The 14,862-nt window shown below is 69.1% G+C and carries 11 protein-coding genes; 3 read left to right on the forward strand and 8 right to left on the reverse strand.

Features of this window, described 5'->3' with window-relative positions:
• The first annotated feature begins 106 nt into the window (after positions 1–106).
• The gene (locus J2Y69_RS08515) at positions 107–1,237 is read left to right on the forward strand and encodes a LacI family DNA-binding transcriptional regulator (protein WP_310019585.1); all 1,131 of its coding nucleotides are present in this window, start codon (positions 107–109) and stop codon (positions 1,235–1,237) included.
• Entirely contained in the window at positions 1,234–2,640 is a 1,407-nt protein-coding gene (uxaC, locus tag J2Y69_RS08520) for a glucuronate isomerase (RefSeq protein ID WP_310019588.1), read from the forward strand. The genes J2Y69_RS08515 and uxaC overlap by 4 nt, the downstream gene beginning before the upstream one ends.
• Positions 2,641–3,065: 425 nt before the next feature.
• Here the strand turns inward: uxaC and J2Y69_RS08525 are convergent, their stop codons facing one another.
• A complete protein-coding gene (locus tag J2Y69_RS08525; RefSeq protein ID WP_310019591.1) occupies positions 3,066–3,206 on the reverse strand; it encodes a hypothetical protein in 141 nt (46 codons plus the stop codon).
• A gap of 4 nt (positions 3,207–3,210) precedes the next feature.
• Positions 3,211–5,535, reverse strand: coding sequence for a phosphoribosylformylglycinamidine synthase subunit PurL (purL, locus tag J2Y69_RS08530; protein ID WP_310019594.1), 2,325 nt, complete (start codon positions 5,533–5,535; stop codon positions 3,211–3,213).
• Between the two features lie 172 nt (positions 5,536–5,707).
• On the opposite strand from purL, the gene J2Y69_RS08535 reads away from it, so the two are divergent.
• A complete protein-coding gene (locus tag J2Y69_RS08535; protein ID WP_310019724.1) occupies positions 5,708–6,790 on the forward strand; it encodes a type I restriction endonuclease in 1,083 nt (360 codons plus the stop codon).
• Positions 6,791–6,894: 104 nt separating this feature from the next.
• On the opposite strand, the gene cas6e is transcribed toward J2Y69_RS08535, so the two are convergent.
• Genes cas6e through cas3 form a run of 6 tightly spaced genes read right to left on the reverse strand, consistent with a single transcriptional unit; the run spans position 6,895 to position 14,609 of the window.
• A complete protein-coding gene (cas6e, locus tag J2Y69_RS08540) occupies positions 6,895–7,533 on the reverse strand; it encodes a type I-E CRISPR-associated protein Cas6/Cse3/CasE (RefSeq protein WP_310019596.1) in 639 nt (212 codons plus the stop codon).
• Entirely contained in the window at positions 7,533–8,282 is a 750-nt protein-coding gene (gene cas5e / locus J2Y69_RS08545) for a type I-E CRISPR-associated protein Cas5/CasD (RefSeq protein WP_310019598.1), read from the reverse strand. The genes cas6e and cas5e overlap by 1 nt, the downstream gene beginning before the upstream one ends.
• Positions 8,279–9,418, reverse strand: coding sequence for a type I-E CRISPR-associated protein Cas7/Cse4/CasC (gene cas7e, locus J2Y69_RS08550; protein ID WP_310019600.1), 1,140 nt, complete (start codon positions 9,416–9,418; stop codon positions 8,279–8,281). Before cas7e ends, cas5e begins: the two co-directional genes overlap by 4 nt.
• 18 nt (positions 9,419–9,436) lie before the next feature.
• Entirely contained in the window at positions 9,437–10,081 is a 645-nt protein-coding gene (gene casB, locus J2Y69_RS08555) for a type I-E CRISPR-associated protein Cse2/CasB (protein ID WP_310019602.1), read from the reverse strand.
• The gene (gene casA, locus J2Y69_RS08560) at positions 10,078–11,739 is read right to left on the reverse strand and encodes a type I-E CRISPR-associated protein Cse1/CasA (protein WP_310019604.1); all 1,662 of its coding nucleotides are present in this window, start codon (positions 11,737–11,739) and stop codon (positions 10,078–10,080) included. The genes casB and casA overlap by 4 nt, the downstream gene beginning before the upstream one ends.
• Positions 11,736–14,609 (reverse strand): CRISPR-associated helicase Cas3', encoded by a 2,874-nt coding sequence (gene cas3, locus J2Y69_RS08565; RefSeq protein ID WP_310019606.1) that lies wholly within the window; start codon positions 14,607–14,609, stop codon positions 11,736–11,738. Before cas3 ends, casA begins: the two co-directional genes overlap by 4 nt.
• Positions 14,610–14,862 lie beyond the last annotated feature (253 nt).

A 14,862-nucleotide genomic window follows, 5' to 3' on the forward strand; every position in this document is an offset into this window, starting at 1 on the left:
GGACTCTCCCTTGAGTCGGTGAGTGCGTGTGTGGCCACGGTAGGCAAACTCGGCAAATTGATGCAATCACTTGCCAGAATTTGCCACCTGTGCTTGCCTGGCACTCATGTCAGACCACGAGACCGCGCCGACCGGCCGTCGCGCGACGCTGGCCGACGTGGCCGCGGCCGCCGATGTCGCGCTGTCCACCGCCTCCCGGGCGCTGTCGACACCGGGCCGGGGGAGCCCCGCGACCAGGGAACGCATCGAGCGCGTCGCCAGGGAGATCGGCTACACGTCCTCGTCCGGGCGGAACGGCGGGCGCTCGCGGGTCGTCGCCGTGCTCGTCTCGGACGTGACGAACCCCTTCTACTTCGGGATCATCCGCGGCACGCAGCAGGCGCTGCGGGTGGCCGGGTACTCGCAGCTGCTCGTGCACACCGAGGAGTCGGACGAGATGGAGGAGAGCATGCTCGCGGAGCTGCGCGGCTCCTATGACGGCGCGATCCTCGCCGCCTCCCGTCTCTCGGACAAGAGGCTCGCCCAGCTCTCCGCGCAGACGCCGATCGTCGCCCTCAACCGGGCGGTCCCCGGCGTCCCCTCGGTCTTCATCGACACCCCGCACGGCTTCGACCAGGCGATGGAGCATCTCGCCTCGCTCGGCCACCGGCGCATCTGCTACGTCGCCGGGCCCACGAACAGCTGGGCCAGCGACCTGCGCTGGCGGGCGGTCACGAGCGCTGCGAAGAGGCTCGGGCTGGAGTGCGTGCGGGTCGGCCCGTTCTCGCCGCGGAAGAACGCCGGGGCCGCGGCCGCGGACGCCGCGCTGAACACGGGTGCGACCGCCTGCGTCGCCTTCAACGACCTCCTCGCGATCGGGATGCTGATGCGGCTGCGCGAACGAGGGGTCCGCGTCCCCGAGGACATGAGTATCGTCGGCTGCGACGACATCTTCGGGGCGGACTTCTGCAGCCCGCCGCTGACCACGCTGACCGCACCGATCGAGCAGGCCGCGCGGATGGCGGTGGCGATCCTCTTCGACCGGCTCCAGGCGGAGCGCACCGTCTCCGGCGTGCCGCGGCATCGTCAGGCGGCGGTGCTGCCGACGCATCTGACCGTCCGGGCCTCGACCGGCCCCGTGGCGGACGCCGGGTCCGGCGCGTCCTCATCGCGCGCCGGCGCGTCCTCATCGTCCGCGTCCGCGCGGCCTTCCGCGTCCCGGCGGGGCGCTTCCGCTTCGACCCGAGGAGATCGATGACGTCCGCACCGCTGACCCCCCACCCCGATCGGCTGCTCCCGGCCGACCCCGGAGTCCGGCGCATCGCCCGCGCGCTGTACGCGGAGGTCGCCGACGCCCCGATCCTGTCTCCGCACGGGCACGTGGACGCCGCGCTCCTCGCCGACGACCTGCCGTTCCCCGATCCCGCGACCCTCCTCATCACGCCGGACCACTACGTGCTGCGCCTGCTCCACGCGACCGGGACGAGCCTGGACGCGTTGGGGCGAGGGCCGGCGCCCGCCGATCCGCGGGACGTCTGGCGGGCGTTCTGCACGAACTGGGATGTGTTCCTCGGCACGCCGGTGCGGTACTGGTTCGAGACCTCGCTGTCGGAGGTTTTCGGGGTGACCGAGCAGCCGAGCGCCGGCAACGCGGACGAGCTCTACGACCACATCGACGGACAGCTGCGCACGGACGCCTTCCGGCCCAGGGCGCTCTTCGAGCGTTTCCGGATCGAGGTGCTCGCGACCACCGACGACCCGGCCGCCGACCTCGGCGCGCACGCCAGGCTCCGTGAGGACCCGTCCTTCCGCGGGCGGGTGCTGCCGACCTTCCGCGCCGACCGGTACATGGATCCGGGGGCGCCGGGATGGGCGTCGGCGCTGGACGAGCTGTCGGCGTCCGCGGGAGTGGACGCCGGGTCCCGGGCCGGGCTGCTCGCGGCGCTGCGGGCGCGACGGGAGGCGTTCCTCGCCGCCGGGGCCACCGCGACCGACACCGGTGTGCTCGATGCCGGATCCGATCCGCTCGCCCCCGCCGAGGCCGAGCGCATCCACGCGGCGGCCCTCCGCGGCGAGGCGACCCCGGCCGAGGCCGTCGCGTACCGCAGGGACATGCTGTACCGGCTGGCCGAGATGGCGGCGGAGGACGGCCTGGTGATGCAGCTGCACTCCGGCGTCATCCGCAACCATCACCGCGCGACGCTGGAGCGCTTCGGCCCCGACTCCGGGCACGACCTTCCGGACGTCGCGGCGTTCACCCGGCCGCTCACCCCGATCCTCGAGGCCTTCGGGACCAGCGAGACCTTCCGGATGGTGCTGTTCACGGTGGACGAGACCGCCTTCAGCCGTGAGATCGCCCCGCTCGCGGGGTTCTATCCGAGCGTGTACGCCGGAGCGCCGTGGTGGTTCATCGACACCCCCGACGCGATCGGCCGGTTCCGCCGCGCGGTCACCGACAGCGCGGGCTTCGTCAAGACGAGCGGCTTCATCGACGACACCAGGGCGTTCTGCTCGATCCCGGCCCGCCACGACATGTCCCGCCGCGTGGACGCGGGGTATCTGGCGGGCCTGGTCGCCGAGCACCGCCTCGACGAGGGCCAGGCCCTCGTGCTGGCCCACCGCCTCGTCGACGACATCCCCCGCGCCACCTTCCGCCTCTGAGCCCTGCCCTCTCCTCCGCTGGCCTCGGGCTCGCGCTGCTCTCTCCTGCGCTCGCACTGCAGCTCTCTGAACCGTTCCCGCGCCGCGTTGCCCGCGCTGCCTTTTCCTGAGTCGTCCTCAGCTCGCGCTGCTCTTTCCGGACCGGCTCCTCGCTCGCGCTGTCTTTTGCTGCTTACGCGCCATGGATTTCCGCCGCGCGTGCAGTTTTCGACAGCGCGAGCCCGGATGTCGGACGGCCGGGCGGCGACTCGACGGCACCTGTGCCTGTGCGCCTCCTCGGTGCCGGCCCGTTCTCTTCTGCTCCCGTCGCGATTTCGGCCGCTTCTCGGGCTCGCCAGCGGCCGAAATCGCGACGGGAAGCGTCGATCGAGTGCGGCGGGCGCGGGATCGACGGGCGACGGGTCGCCGAGCGACCGACGGCCGGGTCAGCCGAAGAGGACGGTGAGGGTCGTCGCGCCGCCGCCGACGAGGATCAGTGCGCCGATCGTCACCCAGGCGACGATGCGGATCCGGCGGTTGCGGCGTTCGCCGAGATCGCCGTAGTCCTCGCTGAGGTCGTCGCTCATGGGATCAGCCCACCGGCTCGGCGACGGTCGGGCCGAAGGCGGCGGGAAGGGTCGAGCGCGAGGTCTCGCGCAGCTCCGCCACGGTGACGGCGAAGACGTCCTGCACCTCGAGCGTCGGCTCGGAGTCCGTGACGCCGATCCGCAGCACCGGGTAGTCGCGACCCTCGCAGAGCCCGCGGAACTTCACGTCGTCCTCGCGCGGCACGGTCACGATCACGCGACCGGTCGACTCGGAGAACAGCGCGGTCGCCGCGTCCACGCCGTCGCGCTCCATGATCTCGGTGAGCCAGACGCGTGCGCCGATGCCGAAGCGCATCACGCCCTCGGCGAGGGCCTGCGCGAGGCCCCCCTCGGAGAGGTCGTGGGCGCTGGAGATCAGCCACTCGTCGCGCGCGGCGGCGATGAGCCCGGCGAGACGCTTCTCGCCGGTGAGGTCCACGGCCGGCGGGCGCCCGCCGAGGTGGCTGTGCACGGTGTCCGCCCAGGCGGATCCGGACAGCTCGGCGGAGGTGACGCCGAGGAGGTAGATGTTCTGCCCCTCGTCCTGCCAGCCGGAGGGGATGCGGCGGGAGACGTCGTCGATGATCCCGAGGACGCCGACGAGCGGGGTCGGATGGATCGGGACGTCGCCGGTCTGGTTGTAGAACGACACGTTGCCGCCGGTGACGGGGGTGCCCAGGGCGTAGCAGCCGTCGGCGAGCCCGTCGACCGTCTGGCCGAACTGCCACATGACCTCGGGGTTCTCGGGGGATCCGAAGTTGAGGCAGTCGGTGATCGCGGTGGGAACGGCGCCGGTGACGGCGACGTTCCGGTACGCCTCGGCCAGCGCCAGCTGCGCGCCGGCGTAGGGGTCAAGCTGGCAGTAACGGCCGTTCGCGTCGGTCGCGATCGCGAATCCGAGCCCCGACTCCTCGTCGACGCGGATCATGCCGGCGTCGTCGGGGAAGCTGAGGGCGGTGTTGCCGAGCACGTAGTAGTCGTACTGGTTGGTGATCCAGGAGGTGTCGGCGAGGTTCGGGGAGGCGACGAGCGCGAGGAACTGCTCGCGCAGCACGGCCGGGTCGCTCGAGCGGGGGAGGAGTTCCGCGGCGTCGGCCTGAAGGGCGTCGATCCACGTCGGGTAGGCGACCGGGCGGTCGTAGACGGGGCCGTCGACCGCGACCGTGGACGGGTCGACGTCGACGATGCGCTCGCCCTGCCAGTCGATGACGAGGCGTCCGTCGCCGGTGACCTCGCCGAGGACCGAGGTCTCGACCTCCCACTTGCCGGTGACGGCGAGGAACGCGTCGAGCTTCTCGGGGGCGACGATCGCCATCATCCGCTCCTGCGACTCCGACATGAGGATCTCCTCGGCCGTGAGCGTGGGGTCGCGGAGGAGGACGTTGTCGAGCGAGACGTGCATGCCGCTGTTGCCGTTCGCGGCGAGCTCGCTGGTGGCGCAGGAGATGCCGGCGGCGCCGAGGTCCTGGATCGCCTCGACGAGCTCGTCGCGGTAGAGCTCCAGGCAGCACTCGATGAGCACCTTCTCGGCGAAGGGGTCGCCGACCTGCACCGCGGGGCGCTTGGTCGGTCCGGCCTGGTCGAAGGAGTCCGATGCCAGGATCGACGCGCCGCCGATGCCGTCGCCGCCGGTGCGGGCGCCGAACAGCACGACCTTGTTGCCGACGCCGGTCGCGTTGGCGAGCTTGAGGTCCTCGTGGCGGAGCACGCCCACGGCGAGGGCGTTGACGAGCGGGTTCGCCTGGTAGACCGAGTCGAAGACCGTCTCGCCGCCGATGTTCGGCAGGCCCAGGCAGTTGCCGTAGAAGCTGATGCCGCTGGTCACGCCGTGCACGACCCTGGCCGTGTCGGGGTGGTCGATGGCGCCGAAGCGCAGCGCGTCCATGACGGCGACCGGCCGCGCGCCCATCGAGATGATGTCGCGGACGATGCCGCCGACGCCCGTCGCCGCGCCCTGGAACGGCTCGATGAACGAGGGGTGGTTGTGGCTCTCCGCCTTGAACGTCACGGCCCAGCCCTCGCCGACGTCGATGACGCCCGCGTTCTGCCCCATGCCGACCATGAGGCGTTCCTTCATCTCGTCCGAGACCTTCTGCCCGAACCGGCGCAGGTAGTTCTTCGAGGACTTGTAGGAGCAGTGCTCCGACCACATGACAGAGTACATCGCCAGCTCACCGGAGGTGGGGCGGCGGCCGAGGATCTCGCGGATCCGGGCGTACTCGTCGTCCTTGAGGCCGAGCGCGCCGTACGGCTGCTCCTTCTCAGGAGTCGCGATCGCGTTGGTGACGGAGTCGGGGACGTGTTCTGCGGGGGTGCTGGGCGTGGTCACGCAGGCTCCTGGAGACGAGGGCGGCGGGGCTTGTCCAGTCTACTGGGGCGGTGATGACGGGACGCGCGAGCGCATGGGGCCCGAGGTGAGAGAGCAGGCCGTCGTTTCGCCTCGGTCGTCTTCCGATACGCTCAGGGGCACGCGGAGGATCAACGGAGATCGGAAGAATGCCATGGAGTTTGCAGAGCGCCTTGAGTCCCTTGCCACGAAGGTGAAGAACCAGGCTGCGGCGATAGGCACAGAGGAAGCGACGAAGAACGCATTCGTCATGCCGTTTATCTCCACGATCCTCGGGTATGACGTCTTCGATCCTCTCGAGGTCGTGCCGGAGTTCACCGCCGATGTGGGCACCAAGCGCGGAGAGAAGATCGACTACGCGATCATGCGGGACAACGAGGTTCAGATCCTCATCGAGTGCAAGCCGTCGACGGGTGCCCTCAAATTCGAGCACGCCTCGCAGCTCTTCCGGTATTTCGCCGTCACCAATGCCCGTATCGCGGTGTTGACCAATGGGGTCCTCTGGCACTTCTACACGGACCTCGATGCGCCCAACCGCATGGACGCCAAGCCGTTTCTCGTTCTGGACCTCCTCGACATCGACGAGACGCTCATCCACGAGATCCAGAAGCTCAGCAAGGATAGCTTCGACTTGGAGTCGATCATCAGCGCTGCGGAGGAGCTGAAGTACATCGGCGCCCTCAAGCGGGAGATCGCGACGCAGTTCCGGGAGCCGAGTGACGAGTGGATCAAGTTCTTCACTGCTCGCGTCTATGACGGCGCATTCACGCAGCGGGTTCGTCAGCAGTTCACAGGTCTCGTGGGCAAGGCCGCTCAGCAGTTCCTCACCGAACGGGTGAACGACCGTCTGAAGATCGCACTCGGTGTCAGTGGAATGAACACCCCGGCCGTGGCCCCACCGGCGACCAGCGCGGAAGTCGCCGAAGAGGACCTCGACCGGGACACCGAGATCGTCACCACTCTCGAAGAGCTTGAGGGATATCAGATCATCAAGGCCATTGCATGCGGTGAGGTGAAGCCGTATCGCGTGACCCAACGTGATGCGAAGAGCTACTTCGCCGTCCTGCTCGACGACAACAATCGGAAGCCGATCGCGCGACTGCATTTCAACGGAAAGCAGAAGTACCTCGGACTGCTCGATGAAGAGAAGAACGAGACACGTCACCCGATCGACGATCTGGATGAGATCTACGGGCACGCCGACGGCATCCGCGAGGCCGTGCGACGCTACCAGTAGCCACGCTCACGCCCTTACTGGACCGACCACCCGCCGTCGGAGGCGAGGATCGCGCCGTTGATGTTCACGGCAACGACGGCGGCTTCGCTCCGCTGGCCATGCGATCACCGGGCCGCGGCGAGCGTCATCAGGCCGCAGCCGTACCCCTTGGCGCGCCCGAGCCCGAAGCTGAGCGTGTGCACGAACGCCTCGCGATCCGTGACCTCGAGGACGCCTTCATAGCTGGCGATCCGCAGGGTGACGCTCGTCTCGCGGCGGGAGAAGGACAGCGTCCGTCGGTCGGACACGATCAGGTCGTCGTCGCGGAGGCGGAAGCCGGATCGTTCGGATCTGTCCCGCAACCATCCCTCCTGCTGCGACACGGTGACGTGGCCATAGGTCTTGCCGCGGCCCCCCTCCACGTTCCGCTCCGTGCGAGTCGGGTTCGCCGTGAGCCGGAACTGGTACTTCTGCCCGTCGGCGATCCGGTCCAGGACCTCGTAGGGACGTGACTCCCACGCCTGTTCCAGAGTCGGCCATCCGGCCTGCTCGGCGAGGTGCGTGAGGTCGGGCTGTTGCGGGGAGACGACATACAGCAGCTTCTGGTTCCGGCTGCTGTCCAGACGCCACAGCACCCGACCGGTCTCCGTGGCCGTGGGGTCGGGGAATCCGGCGAGCACGGCGGCATGCAGGGCGTGGGGCGATCCGAGAAGGCGCTGCGCCCCGCGGCGGGCCGGGTTGAAGGTGAAGCGAGTCAGATACATCAAATCTCCTCGTCGGAGAGCAGGGAAAACGGATCGTGGTCCGTGGGCGAGCCGAGCAGCCCCTCCCGGACGGAGGAACGGCCCCCTCCCGGGCGGGGATCCGGATGGTCCACGAGCACGCGTCTGATGGTGACGTCTCGGGCGCTGTAGCGGCGTCGGCGGGGATCGAAGCTCTCCGGCACATCCTGTCTCGTCTCACCGGACGGCTCTCCTGCCGCTCGATCGGTGATCGTGGAGAGGGAGACCTTCTCTTCCGAGTGGGTCCGTCGGTGGTGAGGTCGAGCGCGCCAGGGTGCGTCGCGGAGTGCGTCGTTCAGAGGGGCGTCGACCAGTTCGGTGAGGATCGGTCCGCTCGGCGGGAAGGCGCGTCGACCCAGGAAGAGCGGGAAGTACGGCCGTGCGATGGCGGCGCGGAGCTCGACGAGTTCGTCGGAAGGGCCCTCCACGCCGACCAGGAACACCGCGTCGGCCAGGTAATAGCGCTGTGACAGCGGATAGGAGGTGGAGCCGTCGAACGAGCGAGCGGTCTGAAAATCGCGCTCCAGAGTTCCCGGCTGGTCCAGGCGCACGCCGATCCGGAGGTCGCGGAACCGATCTAGCGGCTCCGTCCGCTCCATGCCGAGCGCGGCGGCGAACAGCCCGATGACCCCACTGCGGGTGGGGGCGAGCTCCGTCGCGCGGGTGGCGTAGCGGCTGCGGGAACCCCAGGCCTGCTGAGGGCCGCTCAGCTCGAGAAGGAGGGTCGTCACGACGACGCCTGGAGCCGCTCTGCGACCACGTCCCCCAGACGCGAGACGGCCTCGTCCAGGGACACTCGTTCGCCGAGGGCGTCCAGCGCGGCAGCCCCGGGCGCGGCGCGAACGACCCAGGTCGCCACCGGCGTGGTGCCGTACGCCTCGTCCACCGCGGCGGCGTGCTCGGCGAGCGCCGTGCTCGCCCGCTTCAGACGCTGCTGATCGGTGATCGCCTCCTCGAATGCGCCGACGAGGTTGACGGACTGGGTGTCGCGGACGCTGATCACGATCGCATCAGGCAGCGTCCGGTTGGCGAAGGTGTTCTGCTTGCCGCTGGGCAGGCTTCTGCTGAAGGACTGCACGAACGCCTCGACAGCCCGGCGGGTGGCCCTTGCGTCGCCCAGGTTCTCCAGCAATCGGTTCCCATCCACCGTGGCGTAACGGTAGAGGGTCGAGGAGGTGAACTCCACCACCCCGATCATGCCGGCGCCCGCGTCCTCCTCGTCGTCTGCGTTCTTGTGGTCATCGACCGCGGTGAAGTAGTCGAACTCCGTCGCCGCCGAGTGCACGCTGATGGCGTGGGCGACCTGCGCGGCAGCGTCGACGTTGAGGTCGGAGGCATCGGCGACCATGCGGCCGAAGAGCGCGAGATCGACGGAGTGGTCGAGGTCGAGCGACTTCTTCAACCCAGCGGCCTTGAGCGCGGCGGCGGCGTCGTCGCTGCCGTTCGCCTCGATCGCCGCCGCCGCGAGCCGGTCGATCTGACGGGAGCTGAGGAACAGCAGGTATCCGGACTCCTCCGGGAGCGGGTTCTCCTTCGTCGAGCGGCGGGGTGCGGAGAGCTTGATCCCGGCGGCGGGAAAGGCGAGCGTCGCGAGCTCCTCGGCCCGCTCGGGGGTGATCGATCGGTCCGTTTCGACGATCCGCTCGGCGAGCAGCTCCACGACCCGCTTGGTGCGGGTTCCCAGCTCGCTCCGGTCCAGCCGGCTCTCGAAGTCCTTCCGGGTGGCGCGCTTCCAGGCCTGGCTGGAGACGCGGGCGCGGCTGACTCCGCCATAGATCGCGGTCTTCGGGCTGCCGGTGTCGTCTCGGTTGAGGTTCGACGGCGGAACGGTCTGCAGAATGTTGATATCGATGATGGTGCGGGACATGTCGGTCTCCTCCGGAGGTCAGTCTTCGGGTGTCGTGGTGGTCGCGTCGTCGGTGTCGGCGGCGTCGTCGTCAGGGTGGTGGACGCGGAAGTAGTCCCGTCCCCATCGCGCTCGCACGCGGTCGGCGAACGGTCCGTGGAGGTCGAGGAGATCGCGGGCGAAGGCGCCGTAGTCGAGGGGTATCCGCTTCTGCCGGAACTGCTGGATCAGGCCGCGTGCATGACGGAGCGTCTCCTCCCGCGTGGACGCCGTGCCCAGCGCAGTGAAGCGTCGACGTACCGCGTCGTCCGTGCCGAGAAGACGAGAGGAACGGCCGAACGAGTAGCCGCGCCGATGCATCGGGGCATCGCGTCGTGACTGCTGGTGCAGGGCGAAGAGCGTGATGGCATCGAAGGCCGCACGTTCCTCCGGGGCGATCTCGTCGCCGCGGAGGTCGAGCAGATCGTAGAGCGAGTCTGCCTGGTCCTTCTGGGATGGCGGGAGTTGAAGGGCGAGTCCGAGCAGCTCCAGATCTGCTCCCGGTTCGCGTCCGATCCCGCGGCGGAGCCGCGCCAGGGCGGAGACGGCCGAGGCGACATTCTTTTGATACTGCGCCTGCAGGGCGCTGACGCGGGCGGCGACGAAGTCGGCCGTCCGGTCAGCACGCTCCTGATAGTCGGTCATGCGATGTTCCCCTCTTCCGGCTTTTCGTCCTGACCTTCGCTCGACGGGTCCTCGATGGCGAAGGTCTTGTGCAGTGCGCGGAGGAACCTTCCCTCGGCGCGTGGAGTGTTCAGGAGCTCCCCCTGGACCTCTCGCCCCGCCCATGCGGCGGGGCTCGCGTTGCTCACGAGGTCGGCGCCCAGACGACGCAGCAGGCGGTGCGCGTCGTCGCGCCATGCCATGATCGCCTTCTCGGTGTCCGTGCTGTCGTCGAGACCCGCCAGCCACTCGCGGTACATCCCGTCGAAGTGCGCATAGGCGGTCGCCTCAGCGCGTTCGCGTGGCCCCTCGCCATCTCCTCCCGCCGCGCGGGCGAGGTTCTCCGCCAGGTAGCGGAGTACGCGGACCCCTTGATCGGCGAGCGAGACGGCACTCTCGGCGATGGCGGCCAGGGCCGGGCGCTCGCGGCTCAGGAGTGTGAGTGCGAGCGTGATGCGGTCGTCGATGATCTCGTCGATGACCGAGTTGTTGCTGCCGTAGATTACCCCGATCGCGCGGACGCGCACGCGCCTTCCGGATCCGAGCGTGTCGATCCGCCTCTCGGCGGATTCGAGCACGGCAGGCGCACGGAAGCGCTGATGCGGGTTCTTCTTCGCATCACGGATCATCTGGGTTTCTGCCCGACTCGGCAGGAGCCCGCCGATGCCCCGCCAGAAGGCGCGGTCGGGCTGATGCTCGCGGGGCATGTAGGTCGTGACGCCCGCCTTCTTCGACTGGGGCTCGCTGTACCGCCAGCCCGTCATCGGCTCGTGGTTCTGCTGGTTCTGCGGGGTCAGCGCGTCGCCGTTGGCGAGGACGCAACCGGTCACGCGCTCGCCGTCTGTCACGAGGCGGATGCGGCGGGACTGCCAGGTGAACAGGCGCACCGGGCCGGTGGGCGCCAGCGCATGCCGGACGGCGGCGGTATCGGGCGCGTCGTCCTCCCACGGGGGAAGGTCCAAGCGTCCTTCCGCGTCGATGTCGACGCCGGGGAGTGCGAAGTTCAGCAGCAGCGTCTCCTGAAGGGTGTCGCCTTCGACGAGCACCCCGCCGAGCAGCCCGGACCAGGAGACGCCGATCGGATACCCTCTTCCGCCTTTCACCCGATCGTCTCCGACCGCTCCGGACTTGATGCCGGAGGCGTCGAAAGCCTGCGCGTTCACCAGCCAGCGCGCAGCCTCGGCGAAGGGGAGTCGTAGAGACTCCGCACCCGAGCGGGTGGTGAAGAGGCGGTTATTGCTCGGCAGGTCGAAGACGAGCGGTGCAGTGTCCTTCGTCTCGCCCGAGCCTGTGCGGAGGTCCGGCACCTGGAAGAACGGCCGTTCGGGATGGAACAGGTCGAAGCGCTCGGCGAACTCGTCCAGGTAGTCGTCGATATCCTCGGTGGGCAGCCCTTCGTTCCACCAGAGGGCCCAGTCGTCGTGCCAGCGGTCGTTCTCCTCGTCGTAGGAGGCGCGGTACAGGATCGCCAGCAGCAGTCGGGTCAGAGCGAACGTCTGGGTCGGCAGTTCTCCATCGATCCCCCGGATCGTCGAGGCGTCTCGGAACGCGGACCGGACGGAGACCTCAGAGGTGCTCCCGTCGACATACCGGACCGGGATCCAGGGCTCCTGCAGAAGATCGAAGCGTGCAGGGGTCATAGCGGGAGCTCGCTTTCGGAGGAAGACCGGGAGAAGGACAGGCCGTCTTCCCGGGTGTAGAGGAGGTCGAAGGGCTCCAGGGTCACCCGGCCGTCGACATCCAGGACGAGGATCAGCTCTCCCCGGAGTGCGTGGCTGCCGTGCCAGGCGGGAGCGGGATAGCGGTGCTCCAGCGTGCGGATGTGCTGGTCGATGTGCTCTCCGCGGCAGAGCGCGAGGGGAAGCCGCAGGGAGCAGCCGAGGATCACGTCGCTCAGCCACGGCGCGGGCAGGGACTCGGTCGGCACGGCGGCGCCCCCGTGCCTCCTGAGCCAGGATGGCGTCCGGAGAACCCCCTCCTCATCCTCCTGGAGGACGAGGACCTCCAAGGTCTCCTCGGTGTCTCGAACTGCTCCGCGGGCGGAAGGGTCCCGATCCGGGTCCCCAGCGTCGTCCTTGATCCAGTTCAGCAGGTTCGCGCTGTCAGCGGTGTTCACCGTGTCGAGCCGATAGGTGGTGGCCTTGGCGCGCGCTTTCGCCTTGCGATCTTCGGAGCGAAGACGTGCGTCTTCCTCCGGAGAGGACCAGTGGAGGGGGGTGGCGGGCTCTTCGTAGACCTCCTGGACGAGGGACGGGGTGTCCCTAGGGAGATCGAGGGAGCGGCGGTCGGCGAGGACGGCGAGAGTCCGCAACAGAATCGACCGGTCATAGACCCGCTCGTTGTCGCGATAGGTGCGAGGCGGCTCCTCGCTCCATTCGGCGCCGGTGAGGACGAGGCGTGGCTCTCGGAGCAGGGGAGGGCGGCCTGTTCGGGGGTGCCGATGCAGCCGTCCGACGCGTTGCAGCAGAAGATCGATCGGAGCGATATCGCTGATCATGATGTCGAAGTCGATGTCCAGCGACTGTTCGACGACCTGGGAGGCGACGACGATATGCAGACCGGGGCGTGCGCCCCTCGGGCCGAAGAGATCGAGAAGGCGCCGGTCGCGGGCTGCGCGATCCAGACCGAGGAAGCGGGAATGAGCGACGGTCACTGCGTCGCCGCCGAACTGCTCGCGCAGGTCGGCGGCGGTTTCCTGTACGCGGCGCACGGTGTTGCGGATCACGACAGCGCACCCTCCGTCGACGAGGGCGTCGGCGAGGAGAGCGCGCAGCGACGCAGGATCGTCCTCGACCCGGTCGAGCACGATCCTGCGCTCACGACCGGTATCGGCGGGGTGGACGATCAGCGGGTCAGCGTGGGCGCGCGAGACCACGATCGAGGGGTAGCCGATGTCTCCGGCGAGAACGTCCGTCGGCGCGGGACCGGTCGCTCCTGCTTCCGCGGCTGCGCGCCGAGCAGCTCGGCCGCGCCGGACGATCGGCCGCGGGCGCCCGCTCTCGTAGGCCTTGACGAAGCTCTTGCGTCGCTCGGCGGGCAGCGTGGCCGAGAGCATGATGACGGGCACGTCGTAGGCGCCGAGCCAGTGCAGGATCCGCTCCATGTACTGGTTCATGAAGGTGTCGTAGGCGTGGACCTCGTCGAGGATCACCACTTTTCCGGCGAGGGCGAGGTGGCGAAGAGCGACGTGACGGGTCCGCAGCGCACCGAACAGGGCCTGATCGATCGTGCCGATGACCAGGGACGAGAGCGGGCCGCGTTTCGAGTCCGCGAACCAGGTGTGCGCCGTCACCAGGTGGTCTTCGGAGGCATCGTCCATCGCGACGGATCCGAAGGCGGTGCGGAGCAGTCTGGCGTTCTGCTCGTTCAGGCGGGCCTTGCCGTGGGCGAGGAAGACGTTGAGCGGCTCGTTCAGCTCGAGACGTTCGGCCCAGGACAGGATGCGGGTGAACATCCCGTCCGCCGTCGCCTGGGTCGGGAGTCCGAGGAAGATTCCTGAGCGGTCGAACCGTTCGCAGAGGATCTCCGCCGCCGCGAGTGCCGCTTCGGTCTTGCCGATACCCGTGTCGGCTTCGAGGATGATCAACGTCGGGGCATCGATCTCGCGGGCCAGGCGCATCATCTCGCGCTGGATCGGGCGGGGTTCGGCGTCGATCCCGAACCGGGTGCGGAACAGTTCGCGATCGTCCGCCGGCGCATGGGCGGTCCACGGGGGAGGCATGGCGAGCTCCCGCCAGGCCCGGGTGGCGCGGACGGCGGCGGATTCCGTCGGCTGGGTGCCGGGCGCCGCGAGCGGGAAGTGGTCGCTGCTGGCGATCCAGTCCGCGACGATGACGAACGCGCTGAGGAGAGCGAGAGTCGGCTGGGTGATCGTCGATTCGCGCCACCAGGCGGGGTCGATATCGAGCTCGGCGGTGATGGCCTCCAACAGCTCGACGCGGGCGTGCGCCCAGAGCCCGTCTCCGTGCAGGCGAGCATCGCTTGCCGTCTGCCGAACAGCGGAGGGACCGGGCGGACGGCCGTGGTGGGCGGCGAGGACACTGCCTAGCTTGTCCGCGGTGGGCATGCCGTACCCGTGGACATCGCGGAGCCAGGCGGTGACGGCCAGGTGGCTGACGATCTCGTGCCGCGCGACTCGTCGCTCCTCCGTCCCCTCGATGGATCTCGCGATGTTCAGTCCTTGCGACTGCATCGGGTGAGCGAGTGCGCGCACCTGCACCGCGAACGCCGGTGAGATCTTCCCGAGGTCATGGGTGCCGGCGAGCCAGACCGCGAGAGATCGCGCATGTTCTGCCGATCCGACATCCTTCGCGATGAGGCGTTTCACCGAGGGGGACAGCCATCGGTCCCAGAGGAGCCCGGCGATCGCCGCTGTGTCCGCGAGGTGCTGGTAGACCGGAAGCCAGCCCTTCACCTCCTGGGTCACTGGGTCCATGTCGGACTTCGCCCAGGCGACACACACCGTTTCACTCAGCCCTTGGAAGGGGTCGGGTGCGGTGTCGCTGGTCACGTGAGCCTCTTCCTCGGGGGCCGTCGTCATCTGCAGGATAGGGGATGGCTGGGAGCCCCGAGGAAGCGTCGCTCGCCTCGGGCGCGGCGGGCACGGGTGTTTCGGCGAGGACAGCGGAGTCATCAGCGATGGCCTGCATGGTTACGTGTGGTTCGGCCTGTGGTTCGGCCGGCCACCGGTGCGGACGTCAACGGGCCGGAGCCCTTAAGGCATCGTTCGTCCGGCACCGTTGACGGGGCCCGTTGTCTCCTCG

It is taken from the genome of Microbacterium resistens (assembly GCF_031456305.1).
In the GTDB taxonomy this organism is placed as follows: Bacteria; Actinomycetota; Actinomycetes; order Actinomycetales; family Microbacteriaceae; genus Microbacterium; species Microbacterium resistens_A.